Raw genomic sequence first — 17,636 nt, forward strand, 5'->3', positions numbered from 1 at the left:
GGTTTTTCACACAGGCGGGCGCCACTGCTCGCCGATGGCCCGGCCGCCCATGGCCGGGTCGCTGACCGAGGGCTGGCCGGTTTCCAGCCGCCCCGCGCAGCGCCGCGCGAAGCCCGGCAGGTCCGCCGCCGACACCGTGAAGTCATACCAGCCTCCCGACGCCCGKGCGGGCCAGGCCAGTTCGCGCCGGCTGCGCGCGGGCACCTMGACGCGGCGCGTGTCTGGCTGGTAGGCGTTGGCGGTCACCGTGAAGGTGCGCGGCTGCGCGCTGTCGTTGCGCAAGCCAAGGCGCACGCCGCGCGCGGCGATGTCGTAACCCAGTTCGATTTCCGCGCCGGCCGGCGCCTGCGTGCCGGTGAAATGCCGGTGCCAGCCATTGGGCCCGAGCACCCAGAGGTCGTAGCGCCCTGCGTCGGCGCCCGTGTCCCAGGTGCCCGCCAGCCGCTTGCCGGCTTCCACCGTATAGCGGCGCGGCACGCGTTCCAGGTGCAGGCGGTCGTAGACGTGGAACACCGCGCCCGCATGCCCCGTGTTGATGAAATCGATCYKCAGCGAGGCGCCGGCAGGATCTGCCGCGGCCTGGGCGAGCAACTCGTAGGGCAGCGCGCGCGAGGGGCGCGTGCCGCTTGCCTGCGCGGGCAGTTCGGGCAGCAGCGGAATCGCCGGGGTACGCGTGCCCGGCAGCGCCCGCGCGCGCGCGGCCAGCGCGGCGGTGGCGGGCAGCGCGGGCAGCGCTTGCGCGTGGTTCGGCCTGGCGAAATCGAACAGCGAGGTCAGGTCCCCGCAGACCGCTCGCCGCCAAGGCGAGATGTTCGGCTCGCGCACGCCGAAGCGGGCCTCGATAAAGCGGATCACCGAGGTGTGGTCGAACACCTCGGAGTTGACCCAGCCGCCCTTGCTCCACGGCGAGATGGCGATCATCGGCACGCGCATGCTCAGTCCATAGGGGCGGTGCCGCAGGCGCGGGAAGTCGTCCGCCGCCACGCCMGTGACGAGGTGGTGGTACTCGCCGCCGGTATCGGCCGTGGAGGCGCCGGCATAGGCGGCCTTGGCGGGATCGGCGTCCCAGGCCAGGCAGGACGGCACGGCCGGCGGCGGCATATGGTCGAAGAAGCCGTCGTTCTCGTCGTACATCAGCAGCAGCACGGTCTTGCTCCACACCGCGGGGTCGGCCGTGAGCGCATCCAGCACGGCCGAGACATAGGCCGCGCCCTGCGCCGGGCTGGATGGGGAAGGGTGTTCGGAGCCCGCCCGCGTGGGACAGATCCATGTGACCTGCGGCAACTTGCCGTCCAGCACATCCTGGCGCAACTGGTCCAGGCTGCGCGTRCMGAGCGCCTTGTCCCTGAGCGCYGGTTGCGCGCCTGGCAGGCCGTGGTAGGCGTCGCGGTAGGCCCGGAACCCTGCGTTGGCGTTGAGCGAATAGTTGTCGGCCATGTCCTGGTAGATCCGCCAGCTGATGCCGGCGGCTTCCAGCCGCTCGSGATAGGTGGTCCAGGCATAGCCGCCGTCKGGCTTGCCGCCGCCGAGCTTGTTGTAGGTATTGTCGATGGCGGGGCCGTGGCCCTTGCCGTCCGGGCCGTTGGTGCCGCTCCACAGGAAGCAGCGGTTGGTGTTGGTGCCGCCGAGGAAGGACGCGTGGTAGGCGTCGGCCACCGTAAAGGCATTGGCCAGCGCGTACTGGAAGGGCAGGTCGGCGTCGCTGAAGTAGCCCATCGCGTGCCGCTTCTTGAACGTGGGCCACTGCTGCATGCGGCCTTCGCCCCAGGCGTCCTGCGTGTTGGACCAGGTATGCGGCGTGCCGGCGACGCGCATCAGCTCGAACACCTGCTCAGTGTCCAGGTGGAACGGGGCCAGCGTGGCGGGCGCGGCGGGGTCGGTCTCGTCGCGCTGGTACCAGACGGTCTTGCCGTTGGCCACCGGCACCGGGAAGCGGTCGGCGAAGCCGCGCACGCCTTGCATCGCGCCGAAATAGTGGTCGAACGCGCGGTTCTCCTGCATCAGCACCACGATGTGCTCCACGTCCTGCAGCGTGCCGGTGGGGCTGCTGGCCGGGATGGCGAGGGCGCGGCGGATGGCGGGGGGCAGCAGGGACAKCGCGCTGGCGCCGGCAAGGGTACCGGCCGCCGAGCGCAGGAATTGGCGTCGGTCTGGCATTGGGGGGGGCATTGGTAGCGGGTGCGCCGGGCGGCGCGCCCGCCATCTTAACGCCGCCGGAGCCTTCCCGGGGCGCCGCGCTATTAGCGCAGCGCCAGCCAGATCGCCTTGGGTTCGGTGAAATTGTCGATGGCCGCGTCGCCGTGCTCGCGCCCCAGCCCCGAATCGCCGGCGCCGCCCCAGGGCAGGCGCACGTCGGTATGGCCATAGGTGTTGATCCACACCGTGCCGGCGCGCAGTTCGGCGGCCACCTGGTGGACGCGGCCGATGTCCGCGCTCCATACCCCCGCGGCAAGGCTGAAGGCGGTGCCGTTGGCGATGCGCACGGCGTCGGCTTCGTCTTCGAAGCGGATCACGCTGGCCACCGGGCCGAAGATCTCTTCCTGCGAGATGCGCATCTCATGCTCGACATTGGCGAACACGGTAGGCGCCACGAAGTAGCCCTTGTCGCCCAGCCGCGCGCCGCCGGTGACGGCGGTGGCGCCCTCGCGCTTGCCGATCTCCACGTAGTCGAGCACGGTCTTCATCTGCGCGGCGGAAACCACCGGGCCCATGGCGGTGTCGGGCGCGGCCGGGTCGCCCACGCGGATCGAGCCGGCGCGCGCGGCGAGCTTCTCCACCACTTCGTCGTAGATCTCGCGCTGGGCCAGGATGCGCGAGCCCGCCGAGCAGACCTGGCCGGCGTTGAAGAAGATGCCGGAGGCGGCGGCGCGCACCGCGGCGTCCACATTGGCGTCGGCGAAGATCAGGTTGGCGGACTTGCCGCCCAGTTCCAGCGTGACGCGCTTGAAGTTGGCGGCAGCGCCCTGCATGATGCCGCGCCCGACGCCGGGCGAGCCGGTGAAGGTCACCTTGTCGATGCCCGGATGCGCCACCAGCGCATTGCCCACCACGCTGCCCTTGCCGGGCACGATATTCAGCACGCCGGGCGGCAGGCCGGCTTCGAGCGCCAGTTCACCCACGCGCAGCGCGGTCAGCGGCGTGATCTCGGCGGGCTTGACGATCAGCGTGCAGCCGCAGGCCAGCGCCGGGGCGATCTTCCACATGCCGATCATCAGCGGGAAATTCCAGGGCACGATGGCCGCCACCACGCCGACCGGCTCGCGCACGGTGTAGGTCAGCGCGCCGGGGCGCGTCGGTACCACCTGGCCATTGATCTTGTCGGCCCAGCCGGCGTAGTAGCGCACGGTATCGATGACCGCGGGCATGTCCTGGCGGCGCACGGCAGCCAGGGGCTTGCCGGCGTCCAGGCTTTCCAGCGCGATGAGTTCTTCCTGGTGCCGCTCGAGCAAGTCCGCGAAGCGGTACAGGATGCGCCCACGCTCGGCCGCGCGCAGGCCGTTCCAGACCTTCAGCGCGGCGCGCGCGGCGGCCACGGCGAGGTCGACGTCGGCGGCGCTGCCCTGCGCCACCAGCGCGATCGGGGCTTCCGTGGCCGGGTTGAGGTCGGTGGAATACTCGCCGCTGCCCGGCGGCAGACGCTTGCCGTCGATCAGCAAGTCGTGTCTTGGCAGTTCGTGCTGCGTGCTCATGGCTGCTCCTCGCGTGGGTCGGTGGAACCTGGCGGCACTTGGGCGCAGCGATACGGCTTGCCGGGCGCCCGTGCCTGCTGTCACGCAATGCAGTGTGGGCGGGCGTCGGCCCTAAGTCCAATTAATAGGACGGATTGATTAATACGAAAATCGCATGAATGGGGGGCCGACGATGGGGTCGGCCGCGGCGCAGGGCMGCGCCGCTCAGCCGTGCATCCGCATCCCGGCCGCGCGGGGAATCTCCGGACGCCAGCCGGACTCGCTCAACAGCGCTGTCATGGCGGTATGCAGGTGCTGCGCCACCACCGGCTTGTGCAGCAGCGCGGCGCCGCCGGCATGCACGTTGCGCAGCCGGTCCGGCGCKGTGTCGCCGGTGATGATCACGGTCGGGATGGCGCGCCCGAGGCGCTCGCGGATGGCTTCCATGGCCTCCTGCCCGGTGCGCTCGCCGCGCAGGCGGTAGTCTGCCAGCAGCAGGTCCGGCGTGAAATCCGCCAGCGCGGCCAGCGCCTCGCTCTCGGATTCCACCGCCACGCAGACCGATTGCCAGCTCTGCAGCAGCGCGGTCATCGCGGTGCGGATCTCCGGATCATCGTCGAGCACCAGCACGCGCAGCCCATGCAGGCTGGGCCGGCTCGGCATGGTGCCCGGCGTGCCCGCGGAGGCATCGGCTGGCTGCGCGGCCTGGGACGTGAGCGGCAGCGCAAAGCGGAACACCGAGCYGCGGCCCGGGCGGGAGTTCAGCAGCACGCGGGTCGAGATGGTGCGCGCCAGGCCTTCCACGATCGCCAGGCCCAGCCCCAGCCCCTTGCGCTGGTCGCGCTMCGGGTTGCCGAGCTGGTGGAATTCCCTGAAGATCGCGCGGCGCTGCGTGATGGGAATGCCCACGCCGGTATCCCAGACCTCCAGCACGGCACAGCCGCGGCGCTGCCGGCATGCCACCAGCACGCCGCCCTGGTTGGTGTAGCGGATGGCATTGGCGATCAGGTTGCGCAGGATCAGCTCGACCAGGTTGGGGTCGGCGAACACCGTGGTGGTGGTGTCGCGGGTACGGTAGAACAGGCCGCGCGCGTCGGCCTGTGGCGCAAACTCGTTCTCCAGCTTGTACAGCATGGGCTGCAGGCGGAACGCGCGTGGCTGCGGCGTGATCACGCCGGCATCCACCTTGGAGAAGTCCAGCAGGGTGTTGAGCATCTCGCGCGCGGCGCCGGCCGCGGCTTCGATATGCGCCAGCAGCTGACGCTGCTTGTCGCTCAGCTCTGAGCGGCCCAGCGTGACCACGAACAGCCCGAGCGCGTGCAGCGGCTGGCGCAGGTCATGGCCGGCCGACGCCAGGAACACGGATTTGGCGCGATTGGCTTCCTCGGCCTCGTGCTGGGCGGATTCGGCGCGCGCGGTCTGCTCGCGCAGCCGCGCGATCAGCTCCACGTTGGCGAAGCGCAGCGCAATGGCATGGCGCGCCACGCGCGCGTAGTTGCGCGCAAAGACCATCAGCACCGCCAKGTAGAGCGGCGCGCCGAGGAACATCGCCAGGTAGGCGCTGTCACCGGTGGCGATGAAGACAGCCCATACCGGCACGATGGCCGGCACGAAGAAACCCACCGCCACCGGCAGGCACGGCGAGAACACCGCCAGCGCCGCCGCGCTCATGCCGGCGATCAGCGACAGGATGCAGATCACCGTGGCCGGCGAGTGGACGTCCATGTAGAGCCATGCCGCCAGGCCCCACAGCCCGCCGATCACGGTCAGCAGGGCCGTCATGCCGCGCGCATAGAGCCCGGCCCGGGCCTCGCTCAGGCGCTCGGCGATGGCGCGGCKCCCGAAGTGGCCCAGCGCGCACGCCGCCGCCAGCGCGACGGCCCATGGAAAGGCGCCGGGATGCCCGCCGCCGATGCTCAGGCCAAGGGCGAGGATAAATCCGGCCAGCGCGCAGCCCAGCATGGCGATGCCGAAGCTCTGGTCGATCAGTTCCATCTCCGCGGCCAGCAGGCGCGGTTCGTCATAGCGGGGAACGAGCAGGACCATGGCTTACCTGCCGTTCTGGACCAGGCCGCGGCGCTGCGCCTCCAGCACCGCCTCGACGCGGCTGACCACCCCCAGGTGGTCGAGAATGGCCGCCACGTGGACGCGCACCGTGTTCTCCGAGAGGCCCAGGTGATGGGCAATGACCTTGTTGGAACGGCCCAGGCTGAGCTGTTCCAGTACCTCGAGCTGGCGCGGTGTGAGCGAACTGGGCTGGTAGGCGCCGGACCCGGCGGTGCCGCCGCCGGGGTCGCTGCGAGGGTTGCCGCCCGGCTCGGCGGCCKGAGCGGGGCCGAACCAGGTATCGCCGCGCAGGACGCTGGCAATGGCCTGTTCGATCTCCTCGCTGTCGGCCGATTTCGGCAGGAAGCCCGCGATCTCCCTGCGCGCGGCGAGGGGGATGGTTTCCAGCCCGGAGGTGCCGGACACGATCAGGATGCGCGCCGCGGGAAAGTGCCGGCGCAACACCTTCACGCCCTCGATGCCATTGAGACCGGGCATCTGGATATCGAGCAGGATGATATCCACAGCCGCGCCGCGATGCTCCTGCACGGCGCCCATGACCGAGCCCGCCTCGATGATGCCGGCCACGCTGGGGCTGTCMGCCAGCACCAGGCGCAGGCCGGTGCGGAACAGGGTGTGGTCGTCGATCAGCAGCAGATGGGCGTTGAGCATTGAGGCTGTGGGGGCACGGCGGCCGTGGCAGGCAAGGTGATGCAAAGGGTAGCAGGCGGCCCGATAAGCCGGCGTCCGGGCGCGCAAGACTGCCAGGACAATACCGAATGTCGCAGGCKAATTGGACTCGATTCTCGCAGTGCTGTCCATTACCCCTCGTTGGTGGGGAAACGCAATTCGATCGCGCCGGCCGGATTGCCCCGCAACCCGCGCCGGGCCTGGGACAGCGGGCAGCCGGGGCGGCCTGGCCGCGCGCGGCCCTAGTCCGTAAAGATTATTTCGCCACCGGGCCCCGGCTGTCACCATGAGTGCGTGGGTGATTTCCGCGACTTGCCCCTACCACTTTTCTCGCCCACAACCAGCCGGCTGTGGGCTTTTTTTCGTCCGCCGGGCCGGCCGGGCCAGCGAGATGCAAAGCACGGCATGCCCGGCCGTTCAGCCGCCTGGTCGACCAGTCGATCAGTCGATCAGCTTGCCGGCCGCATCGAAGAATGGATGGCTGGCGCCGAAATCGCCGATCACCGCGGCGTGGCTGACCAGGCCGTGGGCCGGATGCCACCAGTGCAGCAGGTAGCCCGGCGGCTCCATGCGAAAGCGCGACGCCGCGCGCGGGTCGATATCGAGCGCGACCTGATGCGCCGGTCCCGGCGCCGTCATGGCCACCGTGCCGCCGAAGCGGTGCGTGATATGCCGGTGCAGGTGGYCGCACAGCACGCGCTCCACCTGCGCATGGCGGCGTACCACGGGCTCGAGCAGGCCGGCGCCTTCCAGCCCCTGCTGGTCCATGTGCCCGATGCCGGTATGGAAGGGCGGATGATGCAGCATCAGCAGCGTGGGCCGCCCGGGGGCCGCCGCCAGGGTCGCGTCGAGCCAGGGCAGCGCGGCGGGATCGACGCGCCCGCCCGGCTTGCCCGGCACCGTGCAGTCGAACGCCACCAGCCGCAGTGGCCCGGCATCCACGCAGTAGTGGACGGGCGCGTCGCMGTCGCCGTTGGCGAACAGGTAATCGTGGTCGGCGAACACGCGGCGCAGCGTGGCGCGGTGGTCGTGGTTGCCTGGCAGCAGCCGCACCGGCAGCGGCAGCCCGGCCAGGATGCCGCGCAGGAAGCGGTACTCCTGCTCGGTGCCGAAATCCACCAGGTCGCCGGTGATGACCACCGCGTCGGGCCGTTGCGGCGCGGCCAGCAGGGTGTCGATGCAGCGCTGCAGGGCGCCCGCGGTATCCACCATGCGATAGGAGAGCTTGCCGCCCGCCTTGATGTGCAGGTCGGTGATATGGGCGAGCAGGTAGCTGCCTGCGGTGTCGTCGTTCGGGGTGTTCATGCGGGGAGGGCTTGCGAAAGCGTGATCAGGTGGCCGGTATCGAGGCGCAGGCCGACGCGGTCGCCCGCCAGCCAGCCGTCGCGGCGGGTGGTGTCGACGACCAGCGGGGCTGGCGCGCCGACGTCGACCAGCAGGCGCGTGTAGTTGCCMAGGAACAGCGCGGTCACGACCGCGCCGCCCAGGTGCGCGTCGCCGGGCTGGGCCAGCGCCACGTCTTCGGGGCGGAACAGCAGCTCGGCCTGCCCGGCGCCGGAGGCGGGCGCGCCGGCGGTGCAGGGAACCAGCCCGCCCGGCACGCGCCAGGCACCGCCTTCGCGCTGGGCCGGCAGGCGGTTCATGGTGCMGATGAAGTCCGCCACGAAGGCATTGGCCGGCGCGCGGTAGATCTGCTGCGGGGTGCCGGCCTGGGCGATGCGGCCGCGGTCCATCACGATGATGCGGTCGCCCAGCGCCATGGCTTCGGCCTGGTCGTGGGTGACATAGACCGCGGTGATATGCAGGCTGCGCAGCAGCTGGTTGATGTCGGCGCGCAGCGCGTCGCGCAACTTGGCATCGAGCGCGGTCAGCGGCTCGTCGAGCAGCAGCACGCGCGGCTGCACGGCGATGGCGCGCGCCAGTGCCACGCGCTGGCGCTGGCCGCCGGAGAGCTGGTCGACGCGGCGCTCGGCAAAGGGCCCGAGATGCATCATCGCCAGCATTTCGTCCACCCGGCGGCGGCGCGCGGCGGCGTCCACGCGGCGCACGCGCAGGCCGTAGGCGATGTTCTCCGCCACGGTCATGTTGGGGAACAGGGCGTAGCTCTGGAACACCATGCCCACGCCGCGCTGCTCGATCGGCAGCGTCGTCACGTCGTTGTMGCCGAACATGACCACGCCGCCGGCATCGGGAAATTCCAGCCCGGCGATGATGCGCAGCGTGGTGGTCTTGCCGCAGCCCGAAGGCCCGAGCAGGACCAGGGTCTCGCCCGCGCCGATATCGAGGTCGAGCGGCTCCAGCGCCAGCGTGCCGTCGGCAAAGGTCTTGCCGCAGTGGCGCAGCGTGATGGGAGTGGGTTCATGCATGGCGGGCCTCGGAAGCGGGGAGCGGATCGGTGCCGGCAAGGCCGTTGGCCACGGCATCGCCGGCGGGCAGGCGGTGCTTGCGGGCGCGCGCGCCGAGCGCGCTCACGCCTTGCATCAGCACCAGCAGCGGAATGATCATGAAGAAGAACACGATGGTGTAGGCCGAGCCGATCTCCAGCCGCATGGAAGCGTAGCTGTCGGCCAGCCCCACCGGCAGGGTCTGGGTGGTGGGCGTGTGCAGCATCCAGGTCAGGTTGAACTCGCCCACCGACAGCGTGACCACCATCAGCGCGCCGGCCAGGATGCCCTGGCGGCAATTGGGCAGCACCACGGTGAAGAAGCGCTGCAGCCGGGTCGCCCCCAGGCTGGCGGCAGCGTCTTCGAGCGTGCGGATATCGATGGCCGACATGATGGCCAGCACCGAGCGCACCATGAACGGCAGCGTGAACAGCACATGCCCCACCAGTATGAACACCCAGCTGGTGCGGAACGCCTGCCAGCCGCCGTACAGCAGGATCAGGCCGAGCGCCGTGGCCAGCCCGGGCAMGGCCACCGGCAGCATCAGCAACTCCTCGATCAGGCGCGTCACGCGCCCGCGCCGCAGCGCCATGTAGTAGGCCGCGKGCACGCCCAGCACCAGCGTGCAGGCCAGGCAGGCCAGCGCGATGCCGAGCGACAGGAAAATGGTGTTGCGGTAGAGCGACCACACCTCCACCAGCCAGCGCGTGGTCAGGCCGCTGGCCACGCCGATGAAGATATTGTTGGTCAGCCCGGCCAGCACCGACAGCACCACCGGCACCACCATGAACAGGCAGACCAGCAGCGCCAGGGCAAGCTGCAGCCAGTAGGCGCCGCCGCGTCGTCGTGAATGCATCATGTGCGCGCTCCTCAGGCAGTGGCGGCGACGGCGTCGCCKGAGAACCAGCGCGCCAGCGCCAGCAGGGCCCATGTCACCGTGCCCAGCAGCACGGACAACGCCGCGGCCATGCCGAAGTTGGCGTAGTTGGTGAACTCGTTGTAGATGGTCAGCGGCAGCACGTCGAGCTGCGTGGCCAGCGTGAAGGCGGTGCCGAACGCGCCCATGCTGGTGGCGAAGCAGATCGCTCCGCTCGAGATCATGGCCGGCATCAGCGCGGGCAGCATGACGTCGCGCACCACGCGCCAGCGTCCCGCGCCCAGCGAGCGCGCGGCTTCTTCCAGCGAAGCGTCGAGCTTGGCCACGGCGGCCATMACGGTCAGGATCACGCGCGGGATGGAGAAATACAGATAACCGACGAACAGCCCCATCAGGCCGTAGGCAAAAGTCCAGCGTTCGCCCGCCAGCCAGTCGCCCGCCATCGCCAGCAGCCCGTTGCGCCCGCCCAGCATGATCACCATGAAGCCGATCACCACGCCCGGGAAGGCCAGCGGGAAGGTCAGCATGGCCACCAGCAGGCTCTTGCCCGGCACCGCGTTGCGTTCAAGGAAGGTGCCGGTGATGCCGGCGATGACCAGCGTGGCCAGCGTGACCGCGGCCGACAGCAGCACCGTGACCAGCAGGCTGTGCAGGTAGCGCTGGCTGGTGAGCACGGTCCAGTAGACGCTGGCGCCTGCGTCACCGCTGACGCTGACCGCGATCAGCCTTGCCATCGGCAGGCAGAAGAAGGCGAGGAAGACGATCAGCGCGGGCAGGGCGAAGAGGAGAAGAGGAAGCGGCTTCTTCATGATGAGGTTCTCGCCGATGGAAGCATGGTTGAAGCGGGTTTGATGCAGGGTTGGCGCGGGGGTCGTGCGAGATTCGTGCGGAAGGCCGGGCGTGCACGGCAGCGCGGCCCGGGGCGGGTCGGCAGACTCGCCCCCGGCCACGCTTCAGATCACCGGACTTCCTTCAGGTAGGTCTCGCTGAACCCCTTCTGCGCATCCGCCATCCTGGCGAAATCCACGGGCTTGGCGCGTGCATAGTCGGCCGCCGGCAGGAACTTGGCCTGCACTTCCTTCGGGATGCCGGCGCTGCGCACGGGGCGCAGGTAGGCATTGGCCCACAGCGCCTGGCCCGCGTCGGACAGCACGAAGTCCAGCACCTTGCGGCCTTCGGCATCGTGCGGCGCCTTGTTCACCAGGCTCATCACGTAGGGCACCACCACCGTGCCTTCCTTCGGAATCACGAAGGCCACGTTGGCGCTGTCCTTGTAGCGGGCGCGATAGGCGTTGAAATCGTAGTCCAGCAGGATGGGGATCTCGCCGGACAGCACGCGCGCGTAGGCGGTCTGCTTGGGCACGATGGGCTGGTTCTTCTGCAGGTCGCGGAAGTACTTGAAGGCGGGCCCGAAGTTTTCCATCGTGCCACCCATGGCCTGGTTCACGGCGACCGCGCCGACATAGCCGACGAAGGCGCTGGCGGGGTCGAGGTAGCCGATCAGCCCCTTGTAYTCSKGCTTGAGCAGGTCGGCCCAGGATTGCGGYACGGGCTTGCCGCGCAGSGCATCCACGTTGACCATGAAKCCMAGCGTGCCGGAATGGATGGCGAACCAGTTGCCTTGCGGRTCCTTGAGGCCGTCGGGGATGTCGTTCCAGTKCGCGGGCTTGTAGGCGGCGGTGACGCMGTCCTTCTTGGCCTGGATGCCGAAGGTCACGCCGTAGTACACCACGTCGGCCACCGGGCTGGCTTTCTCCGCCACCAGCTGCGCGAGCGACTGTCCGGAATTCTTGTTGTCATGCGGGACCGTGACGCCGGTCTTTTCCTTKATGGCGCGGATCTGCGCGGCCCAGTCGGCCCATTCGGGCGGGCAGTTGTAGCAGATCGCGGTTTGCGCGGCCACGCCCTGGCTGAAGGCGGCGGCGCCGAGCGCGACGGCGATCCAGCGTAGCGGTTTGTGCCAGGAACGGCTTGCTTGCATGGTGAACTCCTTGGTTACGGACTGGGGCTGGGGCTGGGGGGAAAGGCTGGGTCTCATGGCGGCGGGACAGCCGCCTCACGCCGGCGCGGCGACCGTGCCGCCCAGGCGCAGGGCATGCGGCAGCAGCGTGATGCGTTCGTTACCGGCTTCGCGCGCCGCGCCGGCGGGATCGAAGCGCACGAGCAGGCCGGCCACGGCGCGCGCGCCGATCTCGGCATTGGGCTGCACCACGGAGGCCAGCGGCGGCTCCACCAGCGCGCCGAGCGCGATGCCGTCGTAGCCCAGCACCGAGATATCGCGCGGCACGCGCAGGCCGATGCGCTTGAGATCGGAGATCACGCCGATGGCCAGCAGGTCGTTGGTGCAGAAGAAGGCGGTGGGCGCATCCGGGCCCGTGGCCAGTGCGCTGATCTGCCCGGCGTTGCTGGCGGTATGGGACGGCAGGCACAGCGGCGGGGCGGGCTCCAGGCCATGCGCGCGCATGGCGTCGCGATAGCCGTCGAAGCGCTGGCGGGCGCGGTCGGACGCGACGAAGGCGCCGGAGACGACGCGGATGCGGCGGTGCCCGGCGGCGATTAGGGCTTCCACGCCTTCGCGTGCGCTGCCGCGGTTGTCCACCGAGACCGAGTAGCGCCGGCCGCGCGGCGCGGCCTGGTTGTAGGCCAGCACATAGGGCACGCCTTCGGCGTCGAGCTGGTCCAGCACGGCGCTGCGCGCGGCATCGGCCACCGTCAGCACCATGCCGTCCACGCGATGGCGCAGCAGGTACTCGATGCGTTCGCGCTCGCGCGCCGGATCGTAGGCGCTGGTCACCAGCATCAGCGAATAGCCCGCGGCGAGCGCGGCGTCCTCGATGCCGCGCCAGCAGTCGGCGAACACGGCGTTTTCCAGCGTGGGCAGCATCACGCCGATCATGCGGCTTTGCTGCGCGCGCAGCTTGCTGCCGAGCAGGTTGGGGCGGAAACTCAGCCGCAGCGCGGCGTCCATCACGCGCTGCACGGTGCCCGCGCGCACCAGGTCCGGGCTGTTGAAGGCGCGGGAGGCCGTGGCCAGCGACACGCCGGCCGCCTGCGCCACATCCAGGAGGGTGGCGGCGTCTTGCGGGGTGGCGTGGCTGCGGTCCTGGCTACGGTTCACGTTGATGGGTCCGGTCTGGTTCTGGCGGCGGCCGAAGACCCCTTCCAGAAGATGGGCTGCAGAAATGAAAACGTTTTCATTCAAGGCGCAAAAAAATCGGGCAGCAAGCCTTTGTGATGCTGCGGCGCATGAGGAAATCCTGCGTCCGCAAGGCGATAACCCGGTACAGCAGCGGATTGTGGAGATGGTGCGTGACAGCACGATGACAAGTTGCCAGGACGCCTGCCGGAGTTGCGGGGGGCAATCCTTGCCACGCCCTGCGGCGGCGATCGCCGCGGGGCCAGAAAGCACTTGAAAGGCGGGCGCAATCTTATTAACATGTTAATTACAGGTGGCGGCCCCAGTACACGCTGCCGTCATCGATCCGCCCGCCGCGCAAGGCAGGCGCGGACGCAACCAGAGAGGAGCACGATGCGAGAAGGCAGAATCGCCAGAATCGCCGCCGGCGGCCTGCCGGTGCGCGCCATGCCGGTGGACGGCGCCATGCAGTTGCCGCACGACGGCGTGCGGACCCTGCGCGAAGGCGAATTCATGTGGCAGCCCGCCGTCACCGGCACCGTCTACGGCACGCTGCTCAACTTCAGGGGCGCGCTGGCGGCCCTGKGCGACAGCGTCAACGCCGCGCCGTACCAGGCGCCGCCGTCGGCACCCATTCTCTACATCAAGCCAGCCAACACGCTGGCCGCCCACGGCAGCGAAGTCATGCTGCCGCCTGGGCAGGACACGCTGGAAATCGGCGCGGCGCTGGGCATCGTGATCGGCCGGCGCGCCACGCGCGTGGATCCGGCCCGCGCGGCGGACTATATCGCCGGCTATACGGTGGTATCGGACGTCAGCGTGCCGCACGCCAGCTATTACCGCCCGGCAGTGCGCCACAAATGCCGCGATGGCTACTGCCCCGTCGGCCCGTGGGTGACGGCGCGCGAGCAGGCCGGCAATCCGGACGCGCGTGCCATGGTGGTGCGCATCAACGGCGAGGAACGCCAGCGCAACAGTACCGTCAACCTGCTACGCCCCGTGGCGCGGCTGCTGGCGGACGTCACCGCCTTCATGTCGCTGGAGCCGGGCGACGTGCTGCTCGCGGGCGTGCCCGAAGGCGCGCCGCTGGCGCGGGCCGGCGATGCGGTGGAGATCGAGATCGAGGGGGTGGGCTGCCTGCGCCACCGTGTCGTGGCCGCACGKGGAGAGGGCGCATGAGAACCGCACGCGTGGCCTGCGATGGACTGGTGCACGGCGCGCAGCCGGCCGGCGACGGACTGCTGCGGCTGGACGACGGGCGCATCGTGCGCGAAGACACGGTGGTCTGGCTGCCTCCCGTGGCGCCGCGCACCACCTTCGCGCTCGGGCTGAACTATGCCGATCATGCGCGCGAGCTGGCCTTCAAGGCGCCGGACGAGCCGCTGGTCTTCCTCAAGGGGCCGGGCACCTTTATCGGCCACCGCGGCCGCACGGTGCGGCCCGAAGGCGTGAAGTACATGCACTACGAGTGCGAGCTGGCGGTGGTCATCGGCCGCACCGCGCGCGGCGTCAGGGCCGCGCAGGCCTACGACCATGTGCGCGGCTACACCGTGGCCAACGACTACGCCATCCGCGACTACCTGGAGAACTACTACCGCCCCAACCTGCGGGTGAAGAACCGCGACACCTGTACGCCGCTCGGGCCCTGGCTGGTGGACCGCGACGACGTGCCGGACCCGATGAACCTGGCGTTGCGCACCACCGTCAACGGCAAGCTGACCCAKGACGGCAATACCCGCGACATGATCTTCGGCATCCCGTGGCTGATCGAGTACCTGAGCAGCTTCATGACGCTCGAGGCGGGCGACATCATCCTCACCGGCACGCCCGAGGGCCTGGCCGATACGCAGCCGGGCGACGAGGTGGTCACCGAGATCGAAGGCGTGGGGCGGCTGGTCAACACCATCGCCAGCGCCAGCGAATACCGCAACGAGTAAGGCCGCGCGCAACGACGCGCGCCACTACGGAKACAGCAGACATGATCAAGCACTGGATCGACGGTAAGCAGGTCGGCAGCCAGGACACCTTCGTCACCTGGAACCCGGCCACCGGCGAGGAGATCGCCACCGTGGCCGCCGGCGGCGAGGCCGAGGTCAATGCCGCCGTGGCCGCCGCCAAGGCGGCCTTCCCCAGGTGGGCCGGCACGCCGGCCAGGGACCGCGCCCGCATCATGCGGCGCCTGGCGGACCTGATCACCCAGCACGTGCCGCAACTGGCGGCGCTGGAAACCCAGGACACCGGMCTGCCGATCGCGCAGACCGGCAAGCAGCTGATCCCGCGCGCGGCCGAGAACTTCAATTTCTTTGCCGAAGTCTGCGTGCAGATGAACGGCCGCACTTACCCGGTGGACGACCAGATGCTCAACTACACGCTCTACCAGCCGGTAGGCGTGTGCGCGCTGATCTCGCCGTGGAACGTGCCCTTCATGACCGCCACCTGGAAGGTCGCGCCGTGCCTGGCGCTGGGCAATACCGCGGTGCTGAAGATGTCGGAGCTGTCGCCGCTGAGCGCCGACCAGCTCGGCATGCTGGCGCTGGAGGCCGGCGTGCCCGCCGGGGTCCTCAACGTGGTGCAGGGCTACGGCGCCACCGCGGGCGACGCGCTGGTGCGCCATCCCGATGTGCGGGCGGTGTCCTTCACCGGCGGCACCGTGACGGGCAAGCGCATCATCGAACGTGCCGGGCTCAAGAAGTTCTCGATGGAGCTGGGCGGCAAGTCGCCGGTGCTGGTGTTCGACGACGCCGACCTGGAGCGCGCGCTCGACGCCGCGCTGTTCACCATCTTCTMGATCAATGGCGAGCGCTGCACCGCCGGCTCGCGCATCTTCGTGCAGGAAACCGTCTACGACGACTTCACGCGCAAGTTCGCCGAGCGCGCCAAGCGCCTGCGCGTGGGCGATCCCACCAGCGAGCAGACCCACGTGGGCGCCATGATCACGCGCCAGCACTGGGACAAGGTGACGGGCTATATCCGCCTGGGCGAGCAGGAAGGCGCCACCGTCMTGGCCGGCGGGGCGGAGCGGCCTGCCGACCTGCCCGCGTACCTGCGCAACGGCAACTTCGTGCAGCCGACCGTGCTCGCCAATGTGGAGAACCACATGCGCGTGGCACAGGAAGAGATCTTCGGGCCGGTAGCCTGCCTGATCCCGTTCAAGGACGAGGACGACGGCCTGGCCATGGCCAACGATACCGAGTACGGYCTGGCCTCCTACATCTGGACGCAGGACGTGGGCAAGGTGCATCGCCTGGCGCGCGGCATCGAGGCCGGCATGGTCTTCGTCAACAGCCAGAACGTGCGCGACCTGCGCCAGCCCTTCGGCGGCACCAAGGCGTCCGGCACCGGGCGCGAGGGTGGCGAGTTCAGCTTCGAGGTGTTCGCCGAGGTCAAGAACGTCTGCATTTCGATGGGGGACCATCACATTCCCCGCTGGGGAGTCTGAGGGCAGCAAAGCGAGAGCGCCGGCATGCATGCCGGTGCCAACCAGAACCAAGGAGACACCGCCATGGGCAAGCTATCGCTCGCCGCCAAGGTCACGCACGTGCCGTCGATGTACCTGTCCGAACTGCCCGGCAAGCATCACGGCTGCCGCGAGGCGGCGATCGCCGGGCACCGCGAGATCGGCCGGCGCTGCCGCGAGCTGGGCGTGGACACCATCGTGGTGGCCGACGTGCACTGGCTGGTCAACGCGGGCTACCACGTCAACTGCAACGCGCGGTTCGAGGGCGTGTACACCAGCAACGAGCTGCCGCACTTCATCAAGGACATGGCCTATGCCTATGACGGCAATCCGGCCCTGGGCCGCCTGATCGCGCAGACCGCCTGCGAACACGGCGTGATGACGCGCGCGCACGAGATCGCCAGCCTGGAGCTGGAGTACGGCACGCTGGTGCCGATGCGCTACATGAATGCCGACCGGCATTTCAAGGTGGTGTCCATCGCGGCATGGTGCGCATGGCACCAGCTCGACGAGAGCCGTCGGTTCGGCGCCGCGCTGCGCGAGGCCATCGAGGCCAGCGATGCCAACGTGGCTTTTCTCGCCAGCGGTTCGCTGTCGCACCGCTTCAACGACAACAACAGTCCGGAAGAAAGCATCCACCAGATCAGCCGCGAGTTCTTCAGGCAGGTGGACCTGCGCGTGGTGGAGTTGTGGAAGCAGGGCGACTGGGCCACCTTCTGCCGCATGCTGCCCGAGTACAACGAGCATTGCATCGGCGAAGGCGGCATGCACGATACCGCCATGCTGCTCGGCCTGCTGGGCTGGGATGCGTACGACCGTCCGGCCGAGATCGTCACCGACTACTTCACCAGTTCGGGCACCGGGCAGATCAACGCGGTCTTTCCCGTGCGCTGAGCGGCGCCCCTGAACTGCGTCCCCGGGCGCACCATCCACGAAGCGAGGCACTGCATGCCCCACATCATCGTCGAGTACACCGACAATATCCGCGCCGAGGCGCGCGTGCCGGCGCTGCTCAAGACCCTCAACGACGTACTGATCGCGCAGGACGGCGCCTTCCCCATCGGCGGCATCCGTTCGCGCGCGCTGGCGCTGAGCGACTACCGCATGGCCGATGGCGAGGCGGACTATGCCTTCGTCCACATCACGCTCAAGATCGGCGCGGGGCGTGACGAGGCCGTCAGGAAAAAGGCGTGCGACGCGCTGTTCGATGCGGTCAAGGCGCACTTCGCCGAACTCTACGCGCGGCGTTACCTGGCGCTGTCGATGGAGCTCGTCGAGTTCAACGAAGGCGGCACCTACAAGCACAACAACGTGCATGCCCGCTTCAGGAAGGCCGGCTGATATTCGCGCCCGGTCACCAGACACGCTACCACGACCC

The 17,636-nt window shown here is 69.4% G+C and carries 16 protein-coding genes; 6 read left to right on the plus strand and 10 right to left on the minus strand.

Annotated elements, in window-relative coordinates; all coding sequences use genetic code 11:
• Nucleotides 1-6: 6 nt before the first annotated feature.
• From AC1DKV_RS16880 to AC1DKV_RS16925, 10 genes are all read right to left on the minus strand, one after another.
• The gene (locus AC1DKV_RS16880; protein ID WP_477137649.1) at nucleotides 7-2,157 is read right to left on the minus strand and encodes a phosphocholine-specific phospholipase C; all 2,151 of its coding nucleotides are present in this window, start codon (nucleotides 2,155-2,157) and stop codon (nucleotides 7-9) included.
• Between the two features lie 83 nt (nucleotides 2,158-2,240).
• Nucleotides 2,241-3,689, minus strand: a complete 1,449-nt coding sequence (locus AC1DKV_RS16885; RefSeq protein WP_441619014.1) for an aldehyde dehydrogenase family protein — start codon at nucleotides 3,687-3,689, stop codon at nucleotides 2,241-2,243.
• Nucleotides 3,690-3,893: 204 nt separating this feature from the next.
• Nucleotides 3,894-5,714, minus strand: a complete 1,821-nt coding sequence (locus AC1DKV_RS16890) for an ATP-binding response regulator (protein WP_477137650.1) — start codon at nucleotides 5,712-5,714, stop codon at nucleotides 3,894-3,896.
• A 3-nt stretch (nucleotides 5,715-5,717) separates the two neighbouring features.
• Nucleotides 5,718-6,386 carry a response regulator gene (locus tag AC1DKV_RS16895; RefSeq protein ID WP_477137651.1) on the minus strand — a complete coding sequence of 223 codons (669 nt, stop codon included), beginning with the start codon at nucleotides 6,384-6,386 and terminating at the stop codon, nucleotides 5,718-5,720.
• A gap of 459 nt (nucleotides 6,387-6,845) precedes the next feature.
• On the minus strand, nucleotides 6,846-7,709 hold the full coding sequence (locus tag AC1DKV_RS16900) for a phosphodiesterase (RefSeq protein ID WP_477137652.1): 864 nt from the start codon (nucleotides 7,707-7,709) through the stop codon (nucleotides 6,846-6,848).
• Nucleotides 7,706-8,770, minus strand: a complete 1,065-nt coding sequence (locus AC1DKV_RS16905) for an ABC transporter ATP-binding protein (protein ID WP_477137653.1) — start codon at nucleotides 8,768-8,770, stop codon at nucleotides 7,706-7,708. The genes AC1DKV_RS16900 and AC1DKV_RS16905 overlap by 4 nt, the downstream gene beginning before the upstream one ends.
• Entirely contained in the window at nucleotides 8,763-9,644 is an 882-nt protein-coding gene (locus tag AC1DKV_RS16910; RefSeq protein ID WP_477137708.1) for an ABC transporter permease, read from the minus strand. Before AC1DKV_RS16910 ends, AC1DKV_RS16905 begins: the two co-directional genes overlap by 8 nt.
• Before the next feature lie 14 nt (nucleotides 9,645-9,658).
• Nucleotides 9,659-10,474 (minus strand): ABC transporter permease, encoded by an 816-nt coding sequence (locus tag AC1DKV_RS16915; protein ID WP_441619024.1) that lies wholly within the window; start codon nucleotides 10,472-10,474, stop codon nucleotides 9,659-9,661.
• A gap of 149 nt (nucleotides 10,475-10,623) precedes the next feature.
• A complete protein-coding gene (locus AC1DKV_RS16920) occupies nucleotides 10,624-11,646 on the minus strand; it encodes an ABC transporter substrate-binding protein (protein ID WP_477137654.1) in 1,023 nt (340 codons plus the stop codon).
• A 75-nt stretch (nucleotides 11,647-11,721) separates the two neighbouring features.
• Nucleotides 11,722-12,783 (minus strand): substrate-binding domain-containing protein, encoded by a 1,062-nt coding sequence (locus tag AC1DKV_RS16925; RefSeq protein ID WP_441619026.1) that lies wholly within the window; start codon nucleotides 12,781-12,783, stop codon nucleotides 11,722-11,724.
• 64 nt (nucleotides 12,784-12,847) lie between these two features.
• Between AC1DKV_RS16925 and AC1DKV_RS16930 the strand changes: the two genes are divergently transcribed.
• The 6 genes from AC1DKV_RS16930 (at nucleotide 12,848) to AC1DKV_RS16955 (ending at nucleotide 17,599) form a co-directional block, all read left to right on the plus strand.
• The gene (locus tag AC1DKV_RS16930) at nucleotides 12,848-13,078 is read left to right on the plus strand and encodes a hypothetical protein (protein WP_441619028.1); all 231 of its coding nucleotides are present in this window, start codon (nucleotides 12,848-12,850) and stop codon (nucleotides 13,076-13,078) included.
• Nucleotides 13,079-13,314: 236 nt separating this feature from the next.
• A complete protein-coding gene (locus tag AC1DKV_RS16935) occupies nucleotides 13,315-13,980 on the plus strand; it encodes a fumarylacetoacetate hydrolase family protein (protein ID WP_477137709.1) in 666 nt (221 codons plus the stop codon).
• Nucleotides 13,977-14,738, plus strand: a complete 762-nt coding sequence (locus tag AC1DKV_RS16940; protein ID WP_477137655.1) for a fumarylacetoacetate hydrolase family protein — start codon at nucleotides 13,977-13,979, stop codon at nucleotides 14,736-14,738. Before AC1DKV_RS16935 ends, AC1DKV_RS16940 begins: the two co-directional genes overlap by 4 nt.
• Nucleotides 14,739-14,779: 41 nt before the next feature.
• The gene (gene hpaE / locus AC1DKV_RS16945; RefSeq protein WP_477137656.1) at nucleotides 14,780-16,240 is read left to right on the plus strand and encodes a 5-carboxymethyl-2-hydroxymuconate semialdehyde dehydrogenase; all 1,461 of its coding nucleotides are present in this window, start codon (nucleotides 14,780-14,782) and stop codon (nucleotides 16,238-16,240) included.
• Nucleotides 16,241-16,303: 63 nt separating this feature from the next.
• Nucleotides 16,304-17,152 carry a 3,4-dihydroxyphenylacetate 2,3-dioxygenase gene (gene hpaD / locus AC1DKV_RS16950; protein WP_441619034.1) on the plus strand — a complete coding sequence of 283 codons (849 nt, stop codon included), beginning with the start codon at nucleotides 16,304-16,306 and terminating at the stop codon, nucleotides 17,150-17,152.
• A gap of 54 nt (nucleotides 17,153-17,206) precedes the next feature.
• On the plus strand, nucleotides 17,207-17,599 hold the full coding sequence (locus tag AC1DKV_RS16955; protein ID WP_441619035.1) for a 5-carboxymethyl-2-hydroxymuconate Delta-isomerase: 393 nt from the start codon (nucleotides 17,207-17,209) through the stop codon (nucleotides 17,597-17,599).
• Nucleotides 17,600-17,636: the final 37 nt, after the last annotated feature.

The sequence above is a fragment of the Cupriavidus sp. 05T41 genome (genome assembly GCF_056396525.1).

Bases quoted from the DNA above. Each gene is read 5' to 3' on its own strand.
- AC1DKV_RS16885 (WP_441619014.1), bottom strand. From the start codon at position 3,689: ATGAGCACGCAGCACGAACTGCCAAGACACGACTTGCTGATCGACGGC.
- AC1DKV_RS16930 (WP_441619028.1), top strand. From the start codon at position 12,848: ATGAAAACGTTTTCATTCAAGGCGCAAAAAAATCGGGCAGCAAGCCTT.
- hpaD (WP_441619034.1), top strand. From the start codon at position 16,304: ATGGGCAAGCTATCGCTCGCCGCCAAGGTCACGCACGTGCCGTCGATG.
- AC1DKV_RS16955 (WP_441619035.1), top strand. From the start codon at position 17,207: ATGCCCCACATCATCGTCGAGTACACCGACAATATCCGCGCCGAGGCG.